Annotated in this window: 15 protein-coding genes; 8 read left to right on the forward strand and 7 right to left on the reverse strand. The window is 72.1% G+C overall.

From position 1 onward, the window contains the following. Positions 1 to 43 precede the first annotated feature (43 nt). Both HNR02_RS03900 and HNR02_RS03905 read left to right on the forward strand, forming a co-directional pair. Positions 44 to 799: a TetR/AcrR family transcriptional regulator gene (locus tag HNR02_RS03900; RefSeq protein ID WP_179771849.1), complete on the forward strand. Its 756-nt coding sequence runs from the start codon at positions 44 to 46 to the stop codon at positions 797 to 799. After that, positions 789 to 1,106 (forward strand): DUF4873 domain-containing protein, encoded by a 318-nt coding sequence (locus HNR02_RS03905; protein WP_179771850.1) that lies wholly within the window; start codon positions 789 to 791, stop codon positions 1,104 to 1,106. Before HNR02_RS03900 ends, HNR02_RS03905 begins: the two co-directional genes overlap by 11 nt. A 181-nt stretch (positions 1,107 to 1,287) precedes the next feature. Here the strand turns inward: HNR02_RS03905 and HNR02_RS03910 are convergent, their stop codons facing one another. After that, on the reverse strand, positions 1,288 to 1,518 hold the full coding sequence (locus HNR02_RS03910) for a DUF3107 domain-containing protein (protein WP_179771851.1): 231 nt from the start codon (positions 1,516 to 1,518) through the stop codon (positions 1,288 to 1,290). Positions 1,519 to 1,560: 42 nt separating this feature from the next. Then, positions 1,561 to 2,208 (reverse strand): ferritin-like fold-containing protein, encoded by a 648-nt coding sequence (locus tag HNR02_RS03915; protein WP_179771852.1) that lies wholly within the window; start codon positions 2,206 to 2,208, stop codon positions 1,561 to 1,563. Between the two features lie 329 nt (positions 2,209 to 2,537). Here HNR02_RS03915 and HNR02_RS03920 point away from each other — a divergent pair, with 329 nt between their 5' ends. Genes HNR02_RS03920 through HNR02_RS03930 form a run of 3 tightly spaced genes read left to right on the forward strand, consistent with a single transcriptional unit; the run spans position 2,538 to position 6,397 of the window. Further along, positions 2,538 to 4,154, forward strand: coding sequence for a DEAD/DEAH box helicase (locus HNR02_RS03920; RefSeq protein WP_179775683.1), 1,617 nt, complete (start codon positions 2,538 to 2,540; stop codon positions 4,152 to 4,154). A gap of 45 nt (positions 4,155 to 4,199) precedes the next feature. Next, entirely contained in the window at positions 4,200 to 5,570 is a 1,371-nt protein-coding gene (locus HNR02_RS03925; protein ID WP_179771853.1) for an Rv3212 family protein, read from the forward strand. After that, entirely contained in the window at positions 5,567 to 6,397 is an 831-nt protein-coding gene (locus HNR02_RS03930) for an alpha/beta fold hydrolase (RefSeq protein ID WP_179771854.1), read from the forward strand. Before HNR02_RS03925 ends, HNR02_RS03930 begins: the two co-directional genes overlap by 4 nt. Here HNR02_RS03930 and HNR02_RS03935 read toward each other — a convergent pair. Continuing rightward, positions 6,368 to 8,299: a M48 family metallopeptidase gene (locus HNR02_RS03935; protein WP_179771855.1), complete on the reverse strand. Its 1,932-nt coding sequence runs from the start codon at positions 8,297 to 8,299 to the stop codon at positions 6,368 to 6,370. The two genes, HNR02_RS03930 and HNR02_RS03935, sit on opposite strands and share 30 nt — an antisense overlap. Positions 8,300 to 8,305: 6 nt before the next feature. Further along, a complete protein-coding gene (locus tag HNR02_RS03940; RefSeq protein WP_179771856.1) occupies positions 8,306 to 8,908 on the reverse strand; it encodes a LemA family protein in 603 nt (200 codons plus the stop codon). 132 nt (positions 8,909 to 9,040) lie between these two features. On the opposite strand from HNR02_RS03940, the gene HNR02_RS03945 reads away from it, so the two are divergent. Then, a complete protein-coding gene (locus HNR02_RS03945) occupies positions 9,041 to 9,556 on the forward strand; it encodes a GNAT family N-acetyltransferase (RefSeq protein WP_218902640.1) in 516 nt (171 codons plus the stop codon). Between the two features lie 43 nt (positions 9,557 to 9,599). On the opposite strand, the gene HNR02_RS03950 is transcribed toward HNR02_RS03945, so the two are convergent. Together HNR02_RS03950 and HNR02_RS03955 are read right to left on the reverse strand one after the other, a co-directional pair. Beyond that, complete coding sequence (locus HNR02_RS03950) at positions 9,600 to 9,920, reverse strand: hypothetical protein (protein ID WP_218902641.1); 321 nt, start codon at positions 9,918 to 9,920, stop codon at positions 9,600 to 9,602. Between the two features lie 157 nt (positions 9,921 to 10,077). After that, positions 10,078 to 10,935, reverse strand: coding sequence for a RecB family exonuclease (locus HNR02_RS03955; protein WP_179771858.1), 858 nt, complete (start codon positions 10,933 to 10,935; stop codon positions 10,078 to 10,080). Positions 10,936 to 11,006: 71 nt separating this feature from the next. Here HNR02_RS03955 and HNR02_RS03960 point away from each other — a divergent pair, with 71 nt between their 5' ends. Together HNR02_RS03960 and HNR02_RS03965 are read left to right on the forward strand one after the other, a co-directional pair. Beyond that, complete coding sequence (locus tag HNR02_RS03960) at positions 11,007 to 11,732, forward strand: ESX secretion-associated protein EspG (protein ID WP_179771859.1); 726 nt, start codon at positions 11,007 to 11,009, stop codon at positions 11,730 to 11,732. Between the two features lie 70 nt (positions 11,733 to 11,802). Further along, positions 11,803 to 13,239 (forward strand): hypothetical protein, encoded by a 1,437-nt coding sequence (locus tag HNR02_RS03965; RefSeq protein ID WP_179771860.1) that lies wholly within the window; start codon positions 11,803 to 11,805, stop codon positions 13,237 to 13,239. A 162-nt stretch (positions 13,240 to 13,401) separates the two neighbouring features. Here HNR02_RS03965 and HNR02_RS03970 read toward each other — a convergent pair whose 3' ends face one another. After that, a complete protein-coding gene (locus HNR02_RS03970; RefSeq protein WP_179771861.1) occupies positions 13,402 to 14,025 on the reverse strand; it encodes a MarC family protein in 624 nt (207 codons plus the stop codon).

Here is a 14,025-nt window from a genome sequence, read left to right on the forward strand (position 1 = left end):
TATGTAACCCGTGGTAACAGTTACCTCTGGTAGCTTGAAGTGCGTGACGGATCGTGTCAAGCGCGGAAAGCACCCCAAGGCCGACGAGCCCGCCACCGGCGACGCCCGGCGCGACCGCTGGCGCAAACACCGCGTCGAGCGACGAGCGGAGTTCGTCGAGGCGGCACTCAAGGCGCTGGACGAACACGGCCCGGACCTGGCGATGGACGACGTCGCGGTCGCGGCAGGCGTCACGAAACCGGTGCTGTACCGGCACTTCGCCGACAAGGCCGACCTGTACGACGCACTCGGCCAGCGCGGCACCGAACTGCTGTTCTCGCGACTGGTCCCGGCGATCAACGCCGAACTCGCGCCGGTCCCCCGCATCCGGATGGCGCTGGACGCGTTCTTCACCGTCATCGAGGAACACCCCAACCTCTACCGGCTCCTGGTGCGCGGCTCGTTCGCGGGCAAGCAGGCCGACGCCGACGTGGTGGCCGAGGACAAGGAACTCATCGCCACCGCGCTGACCGCCCTGCTCGGCGACTACATGCGGATGTTCAACATGGACTCCGGGGCGGCCGAACCGTGGGCCTACGGCATCGTCGGGATGGTCCAGAACACCGGTGAGTGGTGGCTGGAGCGCCGGTCGATGAGCCGGGACAGCGTCGTGGAGTACCTGACGCAGATCATCTGGGCCGCGATCGACGGGCTCGCCCGGCAGCAGGGCGTCGAGATCGCCCCGAACAAGCCGCTGGAGGAGAACAAGATCGCCCAGTTCACGCGGGCGCACCCGAAGGAGGAGACGGATGTCGGCTGACGACGAAGACGGCTACACCGGCCCCGCGCAGGTCGTGGTCGAGGGCACCGAGATCGCGGTCGAGGTGGAGCTGCGCGGCCATTTCCAGCCCATCGACGGCTACTACCGCTGGTACGGCCGCATCGCGCCGAACGCCGAACTGGACCGGTTGTGCGGCGGCCGCAGGAAGAAGGGTGAGATCCGCACCCCGGACGGCTCGGCGACGGGCGAGCTGTCCGACCCGGACCCGTGGGGCCGCTACCGCATCCTCGGCACGAGCACGCCACCGTTCACGGTGCCCACGACCCTGGCCGCCGTGCCCGAGTAACCGAACGAGAACGTGGGACTCGCCGGCCCTTCGGCGAGTCCCACGCTCCCGCGCGCGAGTTGACCATTCACGCCAGCAGCAGGCGCCCGCAGCCGCGCGCAGCGCAACAACCCGCGTAGCGACCCACCCACAACGCGAAAAGGGCGCCCACCAGCCGGTGGACGCCCTTCTTTTCGAATGACTACGAACCGACCGCGAAGCCGACCCGGCGCACGTCCGAGGGCGCGATCTCGACGTAGGCGATCCGGTCCGAGGGGACCAGGAACTTGCGGCCCTTCTCGTCGGTGAGGCTGAACAGGCCGTCCGCGGTCTTCAGCGCGTCGGCGACCAGCTTCTCGACCTCCTCGGCGGACTGGCCGCTGGACACCACCAGCTCACGCGGGGTGTCCTTGATGCCGATCTTGACCTCCACCTGTACCTCCGCCTTGTTCTGCCACGTTCTCCGCCACCCAGGCTAGCCCAGCCCGAGCACCTGCATCCGTTTGGTGTGCCCCTGCTGCAACCGGCGGAACAGGCCGGCGATTCCCGACAGGTCGCCCGAGCCGGACACGATCAGCTCGGCCAGCGGGTCCCGCTCGGCCACCACGTACTGCGCCTGCGTGAGCGCTTCGCCCAGCAGCCGCCGCCCCCACAGCGCCAGCTTGTCCCGCGTCTTCGGGTCGGCCTTGATGCCCGCCGCGACCTCGCGCTCGGCGAACGCCGAGTGACCGGTGTCGGCGAGCACGGTCACGACCAGGTCCTTGGTCTCCGCGTCCAGCCAGCTGCCGACCTCGCGGTACAGGTCGGCCGCCAGCCCGTCACCGACATAGGCCTTGACCAGCGACTCCAGCCACGACCTGGGCGCGGTGGACGCGTGCCAGGCGTCGAAGCGGCCGACGAACGGCGCCATCGCGTCCTCGACGCGCCTGCCGTGGTCGGCGAGGAACTTCGCGAGCAGGTCGTAGTGCCCGATCTCGGCGGCCGCCATCGTCGACAGCGCCGCCCGGCCGGACAGGGTGGGGGCCTGGCGGGCGTCCTCCGCCATCCGGTCGAACGCGGACAGCTCGCCGTAGGCGAGGACTCCGAGCAGGTCGACGACGCCTTCGCTGATCTCTCGTGTCACGGCCGTGAGCGTACCGCCGTGACGGCGAGACGAATCTAACGTGGACACACCGGGCCGAAATGCCGAGGCAGGGGGCTCACCGGTTACAATTGGGGAGGAAAGCTACCGCATCCGCTCATGATGCGCCCCACCCGAGGCACACCCGCCTCGACTCGCCGGAGGACGAGCAGACCCGGGCGCAGGGCGAGCGGCAGATGATGCGCGTGCACGCCGTCCAGGCATTCCCGGCGGACCTTCCCGCAGGTTGAGTGCCCAATCTCGACCAGGCCGTGCGCGCTGGTACGAGAGAGGCGATCACACTGACCGCAACCGAAAACCAGACCGACCCGGTGGCCCTGGAGCACAGCGAGACCGGCGTTCCGGACACCGACACCTCCCACCCACTGCAGGCCGACCACGTCGAACCGGCCACCCCCACCTTCGCCGAGCTGGGCGTCCGCCCCGAGATCGTGCGGGCGCTCGCCGAGGCCGGCATCGAGCACACCTTCGCCATCCAGGCCCTCACGCTGCCGCTCGCGCTGGCGGGCGAGGACCTGATCGGCCAGGCCCGCACCGGCATGGGCAAGACGCTGGGCTTCGGCGTCCCGCTGCTGCAGCGCGTGGTCAGCCCCGGCGACGGCACCCCGCAGGCGCTCGTCGTCGTCCCCACACGCGAGCTGTGCCTGCAGGTCACCCGCGACATCACCGACGCGAGCAAGCACCTGGGCGTGCGCACGCTGGCCATCTACGGCGGCCGCCCCTACGAGCAGCAGACCTCGGCGCTGCGCAAGGGCGTCGACGTGGTCGTGGGCACTCCCGGCCGCCTGCTGGACCTGGCCGAGCAGAAGTCGCTGGTGCTGGGCAAGGTCCGCGCGCTCGTGCTGGACGAGGCCGACGAGATGCTCGACCTGGGCTTCCTGCCCGACATCGAGCGCATCCTCGGCATGGTGCCCGACGAGCGGCAGACCATGCTGTTCTCGGCCACGATGCCGGACCCGATCATCAAGCTGGCCCGCACCTTCCTCAACCGCCCCACGCACGTGCGGGCCGAGGAGAACGACTCCAGCGCGGTGCACGAGCGCACCACCCAGTTCGTCTACCGGTCGCACTCGCTGGACAAGCCGGAGCTCATCGCCCGTGTCCTGCAGGCGAAGGACCGCGGCCTGACGATGATCTTCACCCGCACCAAGCGCACCGCCCAGAAGGTGGCCGACGACCTCGCCGAGCGTGGTTTCGCCGCCGCCGCGGTGCACGGTGACCTGGGCCAGGGCGCCCGCGAGCAGGCGCTGCGCGCGTTCCGCTCCGGCAAGGTGGACGTGCTGGTCGCCACCGACGTCGCGGCCCGTGGCATCGACGTCACCGACGTGACGCACGTGATCAACTACCAGACGCCCGAGGACGAGAGCACCTACGTGCACCGCATCGGCCGCACCGGCCGCGCGGGCAAGACCGGTGTCGCGATCACCCTCGTCGACTGGGACGACCTGCACCGCTGGCAGAGCATCAACGACGCGCTCAAGCTCGACCTGGCCGAGCCCGCCGAGACGTACTCGACCTCGAAGCACCTGTTCAGCGACCTGGACATCCCGGAGGACGCCACCGGGCGGCTGCCGCTGTCCAAGCGCACCCGCGCCGGCCTGTCGGCCGAGCCGGAGGAGCAGATGGGCGGACGCCGCCGGTCCGGTGGTAGTGGTGGCAGCACGCGCAACCGCCGCCGCACGCGGGGCGCCAAGGCCGACACCGAGCCGGCCGAGGCAGGCGAGACGAGTGGTGAGGAGCGCAGGCCGCGCCGCCGCACCCGTGGCGGCAAGGCGAACGGCGAGGCGTCGGGTCCCGCGGACAAGGGCGCGGCCGAGCGGGAGACGGGCGAGTCCGCGGAACGTCCCGCGCGCCGTCGCCGCCGTCGCCGTTCGGGCTCGGCCAGCGCGACGGCGAACACGTCTGATACACCGGGTTCGGCAGACTGAGGTCGACCGGCGCCGACGGCGCCATCGAACACCGGGAGCAGGAACGTGAGCGAGCCCGCGGAGGGGGGGCGGCACCGCCGTCCCGAGGGCGGCGAGGCCCCCGGCGACAACGGAGGCCCGGCCCGGATCGGCGCGGAGGACGTGCTGGCAGGCCCACCGCCCGCGGTCGCTCCCGCGGAGCGGCGCCGCGACCGGCCCTCACCGTGGAGCCGCCCGCGTGACCGGGTGATCGTGGTCCTGATCGTCGTGGTGGCCGTGGTCGCCGGGGTCGTCGTATGGGCCGGTAGCGCGAGCCGCGCGACGATCCAGGAAACCTCCGCGCCCGGCACTCCCCTGCCGCCCTCGCCCCCGACCGTGCCCGCGACGCTGCGCGAACTGTGGCAGGCGCCCAGCAGCGCCGCGCCGGTGCCGATCGCCGAGGGCACCGCCGTCGCCACCGCCGAGGGCGGCGAGATAGCCGGCCGCGACCCGATGACCGGCGACATCCGCTGGCGCTACTCCCGCGACCTGCCGCTGTGCACAGCGACCGAGGTCTGGGGCCGGGTGCTGGCGGTGTTCCGCAAGGACGGCGTCAACGGCGAGTCCGGCTGCTCCGAGGTGATCGGGCTGGCCATCGACACCGGACAGCGCAAGGCGCAGCGCACCGGCAGCGCGCAGCTGGGCACCGGGCTCGTCACCGACGGCAGCCAGGTCACCGCGACGGGACCGGACCTGCTCGTGACCTGGCGGGACGATCTGGTGGAGACCAACGAGTACGGCCGGGTCCCCGCGCTGATCAACCCGGACAAGCAGCCGCGGACCGGATGCACCTACGGCTCGGTCGCCATGGCGTCGAGCCGGATCGGCGTCATCGAGCGGTGCCCCGGCGACCCCGGCGACCGGCTGACGGTGATGAAGTCCGTGCCGAAGGAGGCCGACCAGCCGCAGGTGTCGTTCAGCGCGATCATGCCCGGCCGGGACGCGAAAGTGGTCGCCATGTCCGGCAACTACACCGCGGTGGCGATGCCGCACCAGAAGCTGCTCGTGCTCTACGACGAGGACGGTGAACAGACCGCCGCGTACCCGCTGGATCTTCCCGGATCGGACCTGGCGCAGGACCCGGAGGGCCGGGTGGCGCCCACGACGAGCACGACGTCGAACGTGTACTGGTTCACCGGGTCGAAGATGATGGCCCTGTCCCGGGACGACCTCACTCCACTGTGGACCCTGAACGGCGCGGTGGGGCCGGGGGTGACGTTCGCGCACCAGCTGGTCGTGCCGATCGAGGGCGGGCTGGCGGTGCTCAACGAGTCCGACGGCTCGACGATCCGGACGATCGCGGTGGACCGGCACGGCTACACCGGCCCGGTCCGCCTGACCGCGATGGGGCCGGTGCTGCTGGAACAACGCGGCGACACGCTGGTCGCCCTGTCGTGACCGGACAGCTGACCCCGCACGGCGCCGAGAAGGTGCGTGCCGGGGATCTGGCCGCGCTGCGCACGCCGGGCCCTGCCGGTGCCTGCGCGCTGCTGGTTCCGGGATACACGGGGTCCAAAGAGGACTTCGCGCCGCTGCTGGACGGCTTGGCCGCCGGTGGTTTCCGCGCCGTGGCCATCGACCTGCCGGGCCAGTTCGAATCGCCAGGACCGGACGACGAAGCGGCGTACCTGCCGTCGGCGCTGGGCGTCGTCGTGGCGAAGCTGGTCGAGAACCTGGACGGACCGGTCGTGCTGCTGGGCCATTCCTACGGCGGCCTGGTCGCCAGGGCCGCGGTGCTGGCCGGCGCGCCGGTCGCCGGGCTGACCCTGCTCGACAGCGGCCCGGGCGAACTCCCCGATGGCGCCCGGCGGCAGGCGCTGGGGGCGGGTGAGCCGGTGCTGCGGACGTCCGGCCTGGACGCGGTGTACCGGGTGCGGGAGCAGGTGAGCGCCCGTTCACCGCTGTGGGCCACGCTGCCCGGCGAGATGAAGGACTTCCTGCGGATGCGGTTCCTGGCGTCCAGCCCCGCGGGCCTGCTGGGGATGGCCCAGGGGTTGCGGACCGAGCCGGACCGGGTCGCGGAACTGGCCGCGACCGGCGTTCCGACCCTGGTGGTGGCAGGCGAACGGGACGACGCGTGGAGCGTGGATTCACAACGCGACATGGCCTCGCGGCTGGGCGCGCCGTTCCACGTCATTCCGGGCGCCGCGCACTCCCCGAACACGGAGAACCCGGCCGCGTTGCTGCGCGTGCTGCTACCCGCGTGGCGGGAGTGGGTCGGCTAGCGCACCCCGGCCGACGGCCGCGAGCGGCGGCAACGGGCAGTGCAGCATCGCGCAGACCATCCGGAGCAGTTCGCTCTCCGCCACTTCCACGACGCCGTCGTGCCAGACCACCGTCGCCAGCCCGTCCACCACGAGAGCCTTCGCCCGGCCGTCCAGCCCGTCCAGGGCGGGCCACACGCCGTCCAGCGCCTGCCACGCCCGCGGCGGCGGCTGGAAGGGCAGCATCGTGGTCGGCAGCACCCGCGCCAGCCCGGCCTGGAACGCGGCCGCGGCAGTGGCTGGCGCCCGGTGCCCGACGGCCGCCACCACGGCCAGCAACGTGGCCACCGCGGGAGCGGCCTGCCCCAGCGAACTGCCGCGGACGGTCCACGGCGGTTTGCGGAACATCGTCTCGAAGAGGTCACGGTGCACCAGCGCGGACAGGCAGTACTCGAACACGTCCACGTTCCCGTCCGCGCGGACCAGCTCGCCGAGAAGTGCCTGCACGGCCTGCAACTCCTGGGATGACCGGTGCCGCAACGCGGGGAACGCCAGCTGCGCCAACGGCAGGCGCAGCGCCGGGTCGAGCCGCCCCAGCGCGTCGGCCTCGGTCCAGGCGGCGTCCGCGACCGGGCGGCCCAGCCGGGCCTCGACCAGACGGCACTGTCCCGTCCGTGTCGGCTGGTCCCGGGACAGCACCAGTCCCAGCACGAGCGCGACCACGGTGTCGGCACGCAATGCCCGCGCGTGCACGTCCTCCGGGATCGCGCGCAGCAACGCGCCCGCGTGGTCGAAGGAACCCGCGGCCGGAGTGCCGATCGCGGCGACGACCGCGGCCGGCCACGCCAGGACCGGAGCGGACACGGACCGCGGGGCCGGTGAGGTGAACCCGAGCGCCCTGTCTTCGTCCATTCCGGACGGAAGGGCTCCCGCCCAGCGGGCGCTCAGTCGTTCGAGCTCGCCGGGGTCGAACGTCGGGTCGAGCCGCCGGATGCGCTCGGTCAGCGGCGGATGGGTGGCGAACAGTGAGGAGAACTTCCGGCCCTCGCCGAACAGCATGTGGCTGACGTCCTCCGCCTTCGCGGAGCGCAGCCGGGATCCCGCGGGCAGTCCGCCGATCTTCTTCAACGCTCCGGCCAGGCCCTCCGTCTGCCGGGTGAACTGCACGGCGGAGGCGTCCGCGAGGTGCTCGCGCTGACGGGACACGCCCGCTTTGATCAACCGTCCGATGAGGACACCCACGTACCCGCCGATCATCGCGACCGCGGCCGGGAGGACCAGCGGCCCGAGACCGGCGGCTCGTTTGCTCCCGCCGCGTGGCACCAGCATCCTGCCGAGGATCGCGAGCCCGACGATTCCGGTGAGCACCCCGATCAGACGGATGTTGAGCCGCATGTCGCCGTTGACGATGTGGCTGAACTCGTGCGCGATCACACCCTGCAGCTCGTCGCGGTTGAGCCGGTCGAGCGCGCCCTGGGTGACCGCGATGGCCGCGTCACCGGGCGTCCACCCGGCGGCGAAGGCGTTGATCCCCTGCTCGCCCGGCAGCACGTACAGCTCCGGGACCGGCGTGCCCGAGGCGATCGCGATCTCCTCGACCACGTTGCACAGGCGGCGCAGCGGCGGGTCGACGGTGTCCTGGGGAACGAGCCAGCCACCGAGCCCCGAGGCGATCTTGCCACCGCCGCCCCTGCGCAGCAGCAACGTGCGGATCCACGAGGTCAGTCCGATGACCAGCACGGTGAGCACGCCCGCGACCACCAGCACGCGCACGGCGGTGGCGGCGGGCCGGTGATCCAGTTTGAAGCCCACCCAGACGGCCAGTTCGACCAGCGCGACGAGGACCACGACCGCGAGGACGAACAACCAGACCAGGCGCGCGGACGCACGGCGGACCTCGATCTGCCGTTCGAAGAAGTTCATCGCCGGTCAGAAGGAGATTCGCGGCGCCTGACGCGCCTCGGGCGTCTCGGCCGCCAGCAGGGCGGCGGGAGCGAACCCGAACATGCCCGCGATCAGGTTACCCGGAAAGACCTCGCGCTTGGTGTTGTAGCCCATGACCGAGTCGTTGTAGCCCTGCCGCGCGAACGCCACGCGGTTCTCCGTCGAGGTCAGCTCCTCGGACAACTGCATCATGTTCTGGTTGGCCTTGAGGTCCGGATAGGACTCGGTGAGCGCGAAGAGCCTGCCCAGCGCCTGCGACAGCACGTTTTCGGCTCCGTCGAGCTGCTGCATCGCGCCCGGATCACCAGGATTGACCCGCGCGGCCTGCTGCGCCTGCATCGCGCCACCGCGTGCCGCGACCACGGCCTCCAGCGTCTGCCGCTCGTGCCGGAGGTACGCCTTCGCGGTCTCGACCAGGTTCGGAATCAGGTCGTGCCGCCGAGTCAGCTGCACGTCGATCTGTGCGAACGCGTTTTGGTAGGCGTTGCGGCGGCGGACCAGCCCGTTGTAGGCAGCGATGGTCCCGATCAGCAACGCCAGCACGACGACGACCACGATCACGATCGCCACGATGCCCCCGGTACCCACGGTTTTTCCTCCCCCTTGAACGGCGTACAGACGGCAGCTTAGCGGATCAAGGCGGCCAGGCACACCAGGTGGCGGGAGGGGACCGCCGGAATCCGGTTGCCTCGCCGCCGTGGTTCGGCGAGTGTGTCCGGCGTGGACGAGATCTCGGGAACGTTGCGGATGTGGAAGCCCTCCGACGCGCCGGTCGTGCTGGCCGCCGCCAGGGAACCGTTGATGGCCCGCCAGTTCGCGACGTCCGTCGACACCCTCGACGACGCCGAAGCATGGGTGGCCGCGCGGCGCGATGACCACGCCGCGGGCCGGGCGTTCGCCTTCGCCGTGCTGGACGAGGCGGGTTCAGCGGTCGGCAACGTGGCGGTGTCGAACGTGGAGCGACGTCATCAGACCGGGTGGGTCTCCTACTGGCTCCTCGAGCGCGGGCGCGGGCAGGGCCTCGCGGCGGGAGCGTGCCGGGTGCTCGCCCGGTGGGCGTTCGAGGAGCAGCAGCTGTTCCGGCTGGAACTGGGACACCGCGTGGACAACCCGGCATCGTGCCGGGTAGCGGTGTCGGCGGGGTTCGCCGTGGAGGGGCTGGAGCGCGCCAAGCTCCAGTACGGGGGCACGCGCTTCGACGTGGAGCGCCACGCGCGCCTGGCGACGGATGCCTGAGACCTGAGCCCCGGAGACACCCAAGCCGCTTCCGGCACCGTCTCTACCCCCACCAGAAGGTCCACAACGCCACAGCGAGGATGGCGACGACCAGGATTCCGGCGACTCCGGCCAGCGACCCGTTCCGCCGGTCCGCGACGCGCTGTGCGAGCAGGGCCAGCACGGCGGCGACCGGGTGGGCGATCATCGGTTCCGCGCCCGGGCCCGGCACGTCGAGGAACGCGCACAGCATCCCGGCTCCCAGGACGAGCACGGCCAGCGCGACGAGCCCGGCCGCGAGCGAGCCGGTGAACCCGCGCCACCACCGGGCTGTCCGGCTCCGGCCGCGAGCCGGGGCCAGCTCCAGCTCTTCGGTGTTCGTCATGTCCTCGCTCACCCTGCTCCACCAGTTCGTCGCATGCCGGCCTCGATTGCACCACGCTCGCGCGTCCCGGCAGCACCACCCACCACGGGGATTCACCGCACGACCGAGCACCGGCTCGCGGTCGGGCCGACCCGGCCCGGCGCGCCGTTCGGCCCACCTAGGGCGCCAGCAGCTCCCAGGGCTTCGCCGCCGGGGCCGCCCGCTGTCCGGTCTCGCAGCTGGGCCGGAAATCGCACCAGGAGCAACGCCTTCCCGGCCGCGCGGGGAACAGCACGTCGGCGTCGCCGCCCGCGTCGAGGGTGTCGGTGGCCAGGCGGACGTCCTCCGCTGTTTCCTGCGCACGGCTCAGATGGCGGCGGAGGCTTTCCGGCGTGTGCGTGGCCTCGGCGACCGTGCCGCTGGGCAGGTGGTGCAGCTCGACCTTCCGGCACGGCCGCCGCAGGGTGCGCTCGGCCGCGACCGCGTACATCGCCAGCGCCTGCGAACTCCGGGCCTCGTACTCGTCCGGCGCGCGGCGGCCCGTCTTGTAGTCGACGATGACCAGTTCGCCGCCGCGCTGGTCGATCCGGTCCGCACGCCCCTCGATGATCATCGACGCGGGCCGGCCGGGCTCGGGGTTCACCGGCGCCGAAACCCAGCGCTCGATGCCGACCGGGTCGCTGGCCACGTCGTGGTGCTCGACGTACCCGGCGACCCACTCCTTGGCGCGGGCGCGGTAGACCGCCGCCTGCTCGCCGTCCGCGAAGCCAGCGTCCTGCCAGTGCTCGGACAACAGCGCCGCCGCCCGCTCCGGCGTGCGCCGCCCGGGCGGGAGGTCGAACAACGCGCGCAGGGCGTTGTGCACGACCGCGCCCAGGGTGCTGTGCGCCCAGGGACCGGTGCGCGGCGGGGTCGGCCGGTCGAGGTAGGACAGCCGGTACCGGCGCGGGCAGTCGCCGAAGGTCGCCAGTCGCGCCGGGCTCACCTTCGTCAGCCTCCGCGGCTGCACCGCGAACTCGAACCCCAGTTGCTCCACGTCCACTACGGTACGCACCCCCACCGACACTTTCGGCTCCGGCAGGCGCCCGCGCGGCATATGATCTCGCCGTGTTGACGTTCGAGACGGCACCGGCCGAGCTGGACATCCTCGACGAGGAACTGGGGCTCGGCAGGTTCGTCTACCCCCATCGGATCCCGTACGTGAGCGCGACGTTGTCCGGCAGGGAAACGCAGCGTCGCGAGGTGTTCGAGCGCCTCCGGCGCGGCGGGACGATGCGGCGGGACCGTCTGCGCGACGATGTCGAGGACCTGCTCCGGCTGTGGGCCCGCCCCGACGTGCTGGTCACGCAGGTCGCGACCGAACCGGCGACCGCCTCGAAGGTCCTCTCCCGCGGCGGGTGGACCGGCGAACACGGCGTGCTGAGCCGCCAGAGCGCGGACAGCGTGACCTTCACCGAACTCCGGGCCGCGCAGGTGGTCGCCGCGATCCTGGACCCGTTGCCGGAGGTGCCGCCGGTGCGGATCGCGCCGGTGAGCTACGTCTCGCAGAAGCAGGGCGGTGACCTGTTCAGCGGCGCCGAACCGCCGCGCGAGAAACGCGCCGCCGACCGGTACTTCAGCGCGCCCCCGCTCCGCGTGGGAGTCGTGTCCTGCTCCGTCCGCGGGGCCGACGCGGGCCGTCTGACCTGGTTCGACACGCCCGACGGCCGGTTCTTCACAACCGTCGACCACCTGTCCGACGGCGCACGCAGGCACACCTTCACACCCGCCGACCGCGCCCGGATCGGCCAGTGGGTGCGGGACCGGATCAACCAGCGGCTGTCCGGCTACTGATCGCGGTGAACCGGTCACGCGAACGGACCGGACGCGCTACCGTTGTCCGCCGGGAGCAGGGGAGGGACACATGACGCAGCCCGACAGCGGTTACTCCGCCCGCAGATACGAATCCGAGGTCTACGCGCAGGTCGCGGGGGACCGCAAGTTCTTCGGCCCGGATCCCGGGCAGGCCGCGAGTGCCTATTCGACCGCGTCGGCCCAGAAGTACACCCAGAAGCTGCAGTCCGAGGGCGGCGGGTACCGCGACGGGCTGTCTCCCACGAACGTCGACTACCGCAGGGTGCCGCACGAGCAGCTCGCCACCATGGTGCAGGACGGCGCCTCACCCGAGGAGGTCGACGAGCAGGGCATCATCGTCAACGACCTCGGCAACGCGTTCGGCGAAATGGCATCCACGCTGCGCCAGGGTGTCGCGAAGGAGCAGGCTGGCTGGCAGGGCGGTGGCGCGTCGTCCGCGCTGGGGTACTTCGGCACCCTCGCCACCTGGGCGGACGGCTCCCGCGACTCCGCCTACCTGTCGTCGAACCGCTATTCACAGACCTCCGCGGCGCTGTCCGACGCCCGCAACAAGATGCCGGAGCCCGCCGGCCGGTCGGTCGACGACACGCTGGCCGCGGCCCAGAAGCAGTTCACCAGCGGCGACTGGGAAGGCGCGAGCGCGACGCTCGACGACATGGAGAACCAGGCCGCGCTCCAGCAGCAGGCCCAGCAGCAGGCCGCGGCCGTGCTGGCGCAGCGTGACGTGATGCTGCATTCCGGCGGCTCGACGCAGCCCGTCTACACGACGCCCTCCACGCGGCCGGACACCGACCAGACCACCGCCCCGTCCTTCGCCGCGAACGACAACACCAGCGCGTCCAGTTCGAGCGGTGTCGGCGCGATGGGCGGCTCGCCGGGCGGCGTCCGGACGACCGCGGGCATCGCGCCGCCGACCACTCCCCTGCCCGGCGCGGGAGTCGCCACCGGCGCGGCGCCCGGCCTGACCGACAACGCCGGTGGCGGCGGTTGGGGACGGACCCCGGGCACTGTCCCCGGCAGCTCCGGCGCCACCGCGGGCGGCGGGATGATGCCCGTCGCGCCGGGGCAGACGGACCAGACCAGGGGCACGTCACCGCGTCCCGGTCCGGGCCGGACCGGGACCTCACCCCGCGCGGGCGTCGGCGCGCGGACGGCCGGTGGCGGCTCCGCGCGCCCCGGTGGCGCGTCCGGCCGCCTCGGTGGCGCCGCGGGCCAGGAAGCCGCGGGACGCAAGGCCGGGGTCGCCGAACCGGGTGCCAGGGCCGCGGCGGAAAGCGCGAACAGCGGCCGCGCCGGCGCGGCGGGCAAGCCGGGGGCGGCGGGCACGGGCATGGCAGGCGGAGCGGGAAACCGCAAGAAGGAAGACGACGCCGAGCACGAAACCCCGGCCTACCTGCTGGAAGACGATCCGGACAGCGTCTTCGGCCTCGACGGCCCCACCGACGAGAACGGCAACCGCATCAGCCCGCCGGTGATCGGCGGCTAGGTCGTTTCACAAGCGGCGGAGCCGCTTGCTGTGGGCCGTGCGCTGGCACCGCCGCGGGTTTGGTTCAGCGGGGTCGCGCGGAGCGCGTCCGTTGAGGGTGGCGGTGGGCAGGCGGGAGGGGCCGCTGCTTGCACCGCCACGCAAGCCACTTCCCCACAGTCCCTAACCGCCGTCGATGAAGCCGCGGACGGAGTTGGCGACGAGCTCGACGGCGATCGCCGCCAGCAGGAGGCCCGCGATCTTCGCCAGCAGCGTGATACCGCTTTCCCTGATCAGGCGGATCACCACGCCGGAGAACCGCATGCACGCGTAGATCACCACGTGCACCGCCACGATCGCGCATCCCAGCGCGACGTACGCGCCCACGTGACCGGACGCCTGCCGCACGAAGACGATCGTCGCGGCGATCGCGCCGGGGCCCGCCAGCAGTGGCGTGCCCAGCGGCACCAGTGCCACGTTCACGTCCTCGACCACGTTCGGCTCGCTCGTCGCGCCCCTGCCGGTCAGCAGGTCCAGCGCGATGAGCAGCAGGAGCAGCCCGCCCGCGCCCTGCAACGCGGGCACGCCGATGCCGAGGTAGGCCAGGATCGCCTGCCCGGCGATCGCGAACAGCGAGATCACCAGCAGCGACACCAGCACGGCCTGGCGCGCCGCCTTCGCCCGCACCGCCGGCGGTTTGCGCCCGACCAGGCTCAGGAACACCGGCACGGTCCCCGGCGGGTCCATGATGACGACGAGCGTGATCGAGGCTTCCAGGAACAGCTTGGCGTCGAAGAGGTCCGCCAA

It is taken from the genome of Amycolatopsis endophytica (genome assembly GCF_013410405.1).
Taxonomy (GTDB): Bacteria; Actinomycetota; Actinomycetes; order Mycobacteriales; family Pseudonocardiaceae; genus Amycolatopsis_E; species Amycolatopsis_E endophytica.

Bases quoted from the DNA above. Each gene is read 5' to 3' on its own strand.
- HNR02_RS03950 (WP_218902641.1), bottom strand. From the start codon at position 9,920: ATGACGAACACCGAAGAGCTGGAGCTGGCCCCGGCTCGCGGCCGGAGC.
- HNR02_RS03935 (WP_179771855.1), bottom strand. From the start codon at position 8,299: ATGAACTTCTTCGAACGGCAGATCGAGGTCCGCCGTGCGTCCGCGCGC.
- HNR02_RS03905 (WP_179771850.1), top strand. From the start codon at position 789: ATGTCGGCTGACGACGAAGACGGCTACACCGGCCCCGCGCAGGTCGTG.
- HNR02_RS03965 (WP_179771860.1), top strand. From the start codon at position 11,803: ATGACGCAGCCCGACAGCGGTTACTCCGCCCGCAGATACGAATCCGAG.